The organism is Bradyrhizobium sp. NAS96.2 (assembly GCF_001908235.1).
In the GTDB taxonomy this organism is placed as follows: domain Bacteria; phylum Pseudomonadota; class Alphaproteobacteria; order Rhizobiales; family Xanthobacteraceae; genus Bradyrhizobium.
Genome location: NZ_LGHK01000093.1, coordinates 21,185 through 27,746, shown reverse-complemented (window position 1 = coordinate 27,746; position 6,562 = coordinate 21,185). Strand labels below are relative to the sequence as shown.

Below are 6,562 nucleotides of genomic sequence, written 5' to 3'. Positions count from 1 at the left end.
GCCACTTCGTTACCTCCATGACTGCTCCGATTGCTTCCGGCTGGAGCGTTTGCCGGGTGGGGTTTGCACCCACTGGAAAGCGCCGCCTTCTCACGGCGCACACCCGAAGCGGACATCAGCCTGCTAAAATTTCGCACCGCAACGACGCCGCGCACCTTTGTTGTGTTATCCTTAGTGAATGGCAAGACGGCCAGCCTGTATCCGAGGATCACCAGGGAAGACGCCAGCGACACAAGAGGCCAGTGACCTTCGCTGGACGTGACTGGGGGTGAAATGACTGCTCCGCAAACTCACTACGCTAAGAGCGGTGATGTGAGCATCGCTTACCAAGTTACCGGAAGCGGCCCGTTCGACTTGGTCTTTGTGCCCGGCTTTGTTTCCAACCTTGATGGCCAGCTTGAAAACCCTGGCTGGTCATATTTCTTTTCCCGCTTGTCGAACTTCTCGCGTCTGATCCGGTTCGACAAGCGGGGTACCGGGCTGTCTGACCGTGTCGCGGGCATCGCCAATCTTGAAGACCGCATGGACGACGTTCGAGCAGTGATGGATGCAGTGGGCTCCGAACGTGCAGCTCTGTTCGGTGTCTCTGAGGGTGGCCCGATGAGCCTCCTGTTCGCCGCCACCTATCCCGAGCGTGTCAGCGCCCTAGTGCTTTATGCCAGCTTTGCCAAGCACCCAATCTTGGGGGACAAGAATTTACTGAGGCAACAAATCGACTCCATAGATCGCCTGTGGGGCAGCGGCGAGTTTTTGAAACAGAACTTCATGCCCAATGTCGCGATCGACTTGCCCATGCTAGCTCGCTACGAGCGACAGGCTGCTAGTCCATCAGCGGTAGCAGCGATTCTGCGAATGAATAGTGAGATCGATGCGCGGCACATTTTGCCTTCGGTCCATGCGCCCACACTCGTGCTGCACCGATCTGGCGACATCCGTGTGCCATTTGATGCGGGACGGTATATTGCGAACCACGTACCCGGTGCAACGATGGTCGCTCTGCCGGGCCAGAATCATTTGTTTATATTCGAGCCAGAAATCATCGATCGCGTCGCAGGGGAAGTCGAGGAGTTCCTGACCGGCTCACGGCGCGATATCGAAACTGACCGCGTGCTTGCAACCGTGATGTTTACTGACATCGTCGAATCTACAAAGTGGGCCGCTGAGCTTGGCGACCGTCAGTGGCGCACCTTAGTCGAAGACCACGATAGAATGGTGCGCGAACAGCTCACACGGTTCCGTGGCCGCGAGGTCAAGAACCTCGGCGACGGCTTTCTTGCGACTTTTGAAGGGCCGGCCCGAGCCGTGCGCTGCGCTTCCTCTATCGTTGAATCGGTGTACTCGCTGGGCATTGATGTGCGTATTGGAATACACACGGGCGAGATCGAATTGAAGGGCGACGACATTGGGGGGATAGCCGTGAATATTGCCGCTCGCGTCGCCGACATTGCAGGACCGGGCTCGACCCTGGTGTCTAGTACGGTTAGGGATCTCGTTGCCGGATCGGGGTTGCGCTTTGAAGATCGAGGACGTCACGCCCTCAAGGGCCTGCCGGAAGACATGCAGATCTATGCCGCACTTCATGCCGCCTAAGCGCGCCGGCTTCCGAGATCGCCTGCTGACCCACCGCGACATATTGCAACGCCACACGACCTCGGTCGCTAACAGGCCATAGCGGAAATCGACAGGCTGCCGTCTGGTGCAGAAGACGACGCCCGTGACCCGAAGGCGACGTCAGTAGGCGGATTTTGCGATGCAAACCACGCATCAAACCACGCATGATGTGATAAGTTTGTTCTCGTCGGCCGTAGGGGAAAGCTATGAGACGGCGGGAATCCATCATCCTTCTCGGCGGTGTGGCGCTGGCGGGTGCCCTCCTGGCTGCTGCGCAGGAGAAGAAAAAGGCGCTCATCGGTTTTCTCGGCAGCGGTTCCGCGAAATCGAGCGGCATTTTCGTGGACAGCCTCAAAGAGGGGCTTTCGGACAGCGGCCTGCGCGAGGGTCGCGACTATATGCTGGACCTGCGTTGGGCCGAAGGGAACTACGAACGCTTTCCGGCCCTCGCCCGCGAACTGGTCGAACGCAAGGTCGACGTCATCTTAGCGACCACCATCAGCGCCGTTCGGGCAGCGCAGCGCGCCACGTCGTCGATTCCGATCGTCATGACGTCGATCACCAACGCTGTCGGCTCCGGTCTAGTCGCAAGTCTAGCGCACCCCGCCGGTAACACGACCGGAATATCGAACCTGAACGAGGACCTGACGCCCAAACTCTTGGACTACTTTTTCGAGATCATGCCGCGGGCGCGCATGATCGCTACCCTAGGCAATCCCGCCAATCCGTCAACCCACGGGCTGGTGGAGGTCATTCGTGGCCACACGGTGGCTTTGGGGGCGATGGTCAACCCGTTCGAAGCCAATTCGGCGGACGAGCTCGACGCCGCATTCGATGGCATCGACAAGAGCAATTCGGATGCCTTACTCATCGTGCCCGATAACTTGCTGATCGATCTGCGCGAGCCAATCGCGGCGCTGGCCCTCAAGCATCGCATCCCGACGCTGTCGACTATCCCGGAGCTCACCGACGCCGGCGGCCTCCTCGGCTACGGCGCGCCGCGGCGAGACCTCTATCGCCGCTCCGGCTATTTCGTGAAGCGGATTCTGGACGGCGCCAATCCGGGCGACATGCCGGTCGAGCAACCCACGCGCATTCAACTCTCCGTCAATGCCAAAACCGCAGCTGTGCTCGGCATCAGCATTCCGGCTGCGCTGCTCGGACGCACCGACAAGGTGATCGAATGAACAGGCGAAACTTCTGGTTACAAACGAGCCGGATCATGAATAATCTCGGTAACGTTCTGCAATAGGAATCGCAATGCAGACGCGCATTCTCTCGTTCGACGGGGACGAGGTGACGTATTTCAAACCCACGCCATCGATGGGCGGCAGCGGTGATGTACCGGGGCGCGAAATAACGGCGCGAGCCCACAAAAATCACCGCCATCGCCGACGAGATGATTGATAGGTCCTTAGTTGCTGCGGTGTACGAGTCCGTAAGTGTGAAGGGTTTCGGACGCCGGCCGCCGAATACGCGGCGCCGTCCCTCAAGCGGCCGGCGTCCGAAACCCTTCACAACAACGGACTCGTGCGTTGCAGCAAATAACATCGCTATTCGATCACCTCGTCGGCGCGGGCGAGCAGCGTCGGCGGCACGCCGAGGCCGAGCGCTTCAGCAGTCTTGAGGTTGATTACGAGATCGAACTTCTCCGGCCGCTGTATCGGTAAGTCGTTAGGCTTGGTACCGTGCAGGATTTTCCCAATATAAATCCCGGCTTTTCGCCACATCGAGTTTATGTTTGGGCCATAAGCCATGAAACCTGCGGCTTTTGGAAATTCGCCGAACAAGGAAATGAGAGGGAGTCGATTTGCCAACGCAAGCTCCCCGATTTGCTTTGAAGAGACGAAGACAAGAGGCGACGACAACAAAATACCGGCTTCGACCTGCCTTGTTTTGGCGGCCTCCAAGGCGCGTCTCCAATCATCCGGGACCTGCACTTCAATAATTTCGGCTTCGACCCCGACCGCCCGTACCGCCGCCGCAGCCGCAGCGATTTGGGCCGCGTTGAGGCCGGGGACGCCAAAGATTGCTATGTGAGAGAGCCCGGGGACCATCTCCTTGAGCAGCCCAACCTGTTTCCCGCTCAACTCCGGAAGATCAAGAAACATCCCGGTCAAATTGCCACCCGGGCGCGCAAGGCTCTTGATATATCCCATCGCAACGGGATCGCTCTCCAGGTCTACCGCAACAGTAGGAACGCTACTCGTTGCGTTCCTGGCCGCAGTAAGCGACTCTGGATAAGCTGCGAAAATGACATTCACTTCAAGCCGAACAAGATCGCCAGCAGCCTCCTTCAATAGCTCCGGTCTGAAATTGGCAAAACGGCTTTCGATTGCGAGGTTTTTGCCCTCCACATAGCCCTCTTCAGCCAGACCCCGCCGGAAGCCGGCAAATGGCGGGGGCTCGCCGCTCGGTAAGGGGCTTAGAAAGCCGATCACCGGCATTTGCTCCGCACGCGCTGCGAGCGGCCATGTGGCCGCACTGCCGACAAGTGTGATGAACTCGCGCCGTCGCATTTGCTCGCCCAAGCTCAGGAGACGGCATCTTAGCGGTTAAGACGGTTGCTTCGCTAGGGGCGGAAACCGGCGTCGAGAGTGTTGTGGTTGGGCTTGGCCAATGTCTCGGTTGGGTCACATGCGGGCGTCACGGCGATCTTCGTCCTCGGTCCGCTCGGACCCCGCAAGCCGACATTAGCGCGTGCGGACAGGGAAGCAGCTGCGGGCCTTAGGCGACATCGCTGGCGCTATTCGATGACCTCGTCGGCGCGCGCAAGAATCGCCGGCCTCACTGTTATGCCGAGCGCCTTTGCAGTTTTTACATTGACCACTATCTCAAACTTGGTCGGCTGCTCGACCGGAAGATCCGCCGGCTTGGCTCCCTTCAGGATCTTGTCCACGAAAACGGCGGCCTGTCGGTACATGTCATCTTCCGCACCGAAATAGGCCGCGAGTCCGCCATCGCGAGGAAACTGTCGCCAGGCGCAAACGGCGGGTATCCGATAGCTGAGCGCCAAGTCCGCTGCTCGTTTGGTCGGTAGACTCGGCTGGACAACAATCGCATCGGTCAATTGACCCCCCATTGCCGCAAACGCTGCATCGAGTTCCTCGGCGTCGTGAATCATGACCGGATCGATCACCGTGCCAGTGGCTTCGCCCGCCAACTGAATCTGTTTAAGAAACGACTTCGAGAAGGGGTCGGCCGCGTTAGCCAGTGCGGCGACCCGCTTCGCAGAGGGCACTATCTCGCGGATCAGTTCGACAGTTTTGGCGGCAAGCTCCGCGTTCAGGCTAGAATTGCCAGTGACATTTCCACCCGGCCGGGCGAGGCTCTCGACTAACCCAGTTCCGACCATGTCACCGCAGGCCGCGCAGATGATTGGAATCTCGTGCGTCGCTTGCTTGGCCGCGAGTGCAGCCGGCGTGAACCAAGGCACGATCAAGTTGACTTTGAGCCGCACCAATTCCGCCGCCAATTCGGGAAGATGGCTCATCTGTCCCTGGTCAGACCGGAATTCGAACCGAATGTTTTTCCCGTCGATGTAGCCGAGGTCGCGCAACGCCTGAGGAAACAACCGCCAGAATCGCTCCCAGCCGGGAGCAGCACGCACCAGGACCCCAATGGTTGCCACGTTCCGTTGCTGCGCGCGCGCCGCAAGCGGCCACGCCGTAGCGCCGCCGACAAGCCTGATGAACTCGCGCCGTTGCATGTGCGCCCCCGGCTCAGAAGACGGCACCTTACCCGATCAAACGACCGCCATAAAGGGACTGAAACGTCTACCCAAAGCCGGTGCCACCAGTTCACAGCAGATGTCGCCTAAGGGGTCACATGCGGGCGTCACGGCGATCTTCGTCCTCGGTCCGCTCGCACCCCGCAAGCCGACATTAGCGCGTGCGGACAGCGAAGCAGCTAAGGGCCCATTGTCGGACTCATGCGCTGCAACAAACGCGGCACTCATTCGATCACCTCGTCGGCGCGGCCGAGCAGCGCGGGGGGGGGGATGGTGAGCCCAAGCGCCTTAGCGCTCTTGAGGTTGATCACGAGCTCAAACTTCGTAGGTACCTGCACCGGTAGATCCTCAGGTTTTTCGCCCCTGAGGATGCGATCGACGTAACCAGCGGCACCTCTGTACTGGTCGGCCACGTCTGCTCCATAGGAGATCAAACCGTTGGCGGTCGCAAACAGCCGCGCAAAATAGACCGCTGGCAGCCTGTACCGGCCCGCAAGGCTAACGATCAGGTCGTGATGTACTACTGCTAATGGGCTCGCTGTTACGATGAGACCACCACTTGGCCCACGCGCAAATGCGCTGATACCGCGCTCGATCTCGGCTGGGTCACGCACGTCGACCGGCGTCAACTCAACGCCGAAGGATGAGGCCACTGCTTGGATCGCGCCAAACTGCCCAGTGCCGGCGGCAATCGCAGGATCTCGAACGACTGCCACTCTCGATATCCCTGGTGCCATCTCTTTGAGTAGCTCGAGCCACTTCCCACTTAGGGAGAATTCAAAAAGCATGAAACCGGTAGCGTTACCGCCTGGGTGCGCCAGGCTATTGACAAAGCCGGCACCAACCGGGTCGATGACCTGTACGAAGACCACGGGCACATTGTGGGTTGCCGATAGCAATGCGCCGACGGCCGGACTAGTAACGGCCAGGATGGCGTCAGGTGAGAGCGCTGCGAATTCCGCTGCGAATTTGCGCAGGTCGTCGGGATTACCTGCGGCCGAGCGGTCGTCGAGACGCAAGTCGCGACCAACGACCCATCCTGATTGCTGCAGCCCTTGCACAAATGCGCCGATGCGGGGCGGCCGTTGCTCATCAGAAGCCAGATTCTCAAGCACGCCGATGCGTCGCATCCTCTCTGTGTTCTGTGCACGAGTAGCGAGCGGCCAAATAATCGTCACGCCACCAAGCAGCCTAATGAACTCCCTTCGCTTCATGCATGAC

At 59.5% G+C, this 6,562-nt stretch carries 5 protein-coding genes; 2 read left to right on the top strand and 3 right to left on the bottom strand.

Annotated elements, in window-relative coordinates; translation table 11 throughout:
• The first annotated feature begins 312 nt into the window (after window positions 1–312).
• Both AC628_RS21115 and AC628_RS21110 read left to right on the top strand, forming a co-directional pair.
• Window positions 313–1,590, top strand: coding sequence for an adenylate/guanylate cyclase domain-containing protein (locus tag AC628_RS21115; RefSeq protein WP_245321254.1), 1,278 nt, complete (start codon window positions 313–315; stop codon window positions 1,588–1,590).
• A gap of 227 nt (window positions 1,591–1,817) precedes the next feature.
• Entirely contained in the window at window positions 1,818–2,798 is a 981-nt protein-coding gene (locus tag AC628_RS21110) for an ABC transporter substrate-binding protein (RefSeq protein WP_074128689.1), read from the top strand.
• Window positions 2,799–3,164: 366 nt separating this feature from the next.
• On the opposite strand, the gene AC628_RS21105 is transcribed toward AC628_RS21110, so the two are convergent.
• From AC628_RS21105 to AC628_RS21095, 3 genes are all read right to left on the bottom strand, one after another.
• On the bottom strand, window positions 3,165–4,130 hold the full coding sequence (locus AC628_RS21105; RefSeq protein ID WP_074128688.1) for an ABC transporter substrate-binding protein: 966 nt from the start codon (window positions 4,128–4,130) through the stop codon (window positions 3,165–3,167).
• Window positions 4,131–4,357: 227 nt separating this feature from the next.
• Window positions 4,358–5,320, bottom strand: coding sequence for an ABC transporter substrate-binding protein (locus AC628_RS21100; protein ID WP_074128687.1), 963 nt, complete (start codon window positions 5,318–5,320; stop codon window positions 4,358–4,360).
• 245 nt (window positions 5,321–5,565) lie between these two features.
• A complete protein-coding gene (locus AC628_RS21095; protein WP_168193416.1) occupies window positions 5,566–6,471 on the bottom strand; it encodes an ABC transporter substrate-binding protein in 906 nt (301 codons plus the stop codon).
• Window positions 6,472–6,562: the final 91 nt, after the last annotated feature.

Coding starts and splice junctions, on each gene's coding strand:
- AC628_RS21110 (WP_074128689.1), top strand. CDS start 1,818: ATGAGACGGCGGGAATCCATCATCCTTCTCGGCGGTGTGGCGCTGGCG.
- AC628_RS21105 (WP_074128688.1), bottom strand. CDS start 4,130: ATGCGACGGCGCGAGTTCATCACACTTGTCGGCAGTGCGGCCACATGG.
- AC628_RS21100 (WP_074128687.1), bottom strand. CDS start 5,320: ATGCAACGGCGCGAGTTCATCAGGCTTGTCGGCGGCGCTACGGCGTGG.
- AC628_RS21095 (WP_168193416.1), bottom strand. CDS start 6,471: ATGCGACGCATCGGCGTGCTTGAGAATCTGGCTTCTGATGAGCAACGG.